This is a genomic window from Rothia sp. HMSC062H08 (genome assembly GCF_001810775.1).
Taxonomy (GTDB): Bacteria; Actinomycetota; Actinomycetes; order Actinomycetales; family Micrococcaceae; genus Rothia.
The window spans coordinates 1-1383 of the sequence record NZ_KV802658.1 but is presented as its reverse complement, the minus strand read 5'-3'; the positions used below and the strand labels follow the sequence as shown (position 1 = coordinate 1383).

At 46.9% G+C, this 1383-nt stretch carries 1 protein-coding gene; it reads right to left on the bottom strand.

The window, feature by feature from the left end:
- Positions 1-1261, bottom strand: a 1261-nt coding sequence (locus HMPREF2765_RS09160) for an ATP-binding cassette domain-containing protein (RefSeq protein WP_141749073.1), incomplete at its 3' end; no start/stop codon positions are given.
- Between the last annotated feature and the right edge of the window lie 122 nt (positions 1262-1383).

The following is a 1383-nucleotide window of genomic DNA, read 5'->3' as shown; positions in this document are numbered from 1 at the left end:
CTTGACTCACCAAACCAACATTTGCCAACAAATCATCAGGTGATATGTCCTGTACCGACTTACCTCCCATGAGGATGTCTCCTTTGGAGGGCTTAAGCATACCCATGAGTGCATTTACTAGGGTTGTCTTTCCCGATCCGCTGGGCCCGACAATACCAATCATCTGCCCGGGACCAAAAGTGAGATTGATGTTTTTAAGAGCTAAAGAATCAGCTTTTGGATACTGGATAGCAAGATTCCTAATGGAAACGCTGGAAATCTCGAGGTAGGTATCGGCAACCGAATTTTTCTGCTTGGGCTGTGCGCTAGAAATAAACTTTCGATATATATCAATTGCGTTTGACCCCGCTGCCATCGAGCTAAGGTCGCTTCCCATCGAGCCAAGCGAGACTATAGCCGAGGTAATACCTATAACAGCTCCAGCAAGAGCACCGGGAGCCGGCACCGAGGCCGCTAGAAAAATAAGGGCTAAAGCTAGCAATGCAGCGCTTATAAAACCAACAATTGTATATATTCTGAGGATGTAACGAGCTAGGCCAATTTCCTCCTCACCGGATTTTTTCCGTTCTTGATTAGCACGATGCGCAAAGAACGACCGAGCATTAAGAATTGCAAGCTCACGAGCAGTAGTTATTTGTGCAATCTGGTTAGTGCTATGCCACGCGTTGTAGCTATATGAATATATTTTTTCCATTGCCTCAGCATTCTTACTCGAATAGAGATGTGACATCAAGGCAACAGGAATCATGCCTGCAAGCATGCAGAGTGAAGCATATACATTGATCTTTCCTACAGAATAGCTAAGAGCTCCCGTCGAAAAAATGATGAATATCAGAGCACCCATAGTGGAAACTTGAGACCCCAGGCTCCCCCCTGTCACAGCTTCATGAGCTGCCCTTGATGAGCGAGCATAATCACCGCTCGCGATTTCCTGAGAGGAACAAGTCGCCAGACGAGAAGATACGTTCTGAATACCCGTACTTGACATTCGAGAATTTAGAATCATACGCAGAGAGTCTGATGCTTGCCCCAGGGCAATGTATCCTGCCAGCACAAAACTAACCCCCAGGGCTAGCGGGAGCACTTCATCCTGGCTCTGACCCAAATGCTCAACAAGTCTAGTGACAGCCTCCATCTGCAGAGCAGGGAATAGTGATAGGCACACAACAGACGCTAGATAGGAGACGGTCCATACGGGGTGATTTCTGAAAGCATAAACCACGGACCAAACAGTATTAGCCATAATCTTACGCATCTTCATAGTCCCTTTCAGCGGAAGTTTTGCGCCCTGCAGAATCTTCAGAGATCTGATTTTTGAAAATTTCCATAAACTTTCCCTCTGCCTTCAGTAGCTCCCGGTAGGTTCCTTGTTCCACCACACAC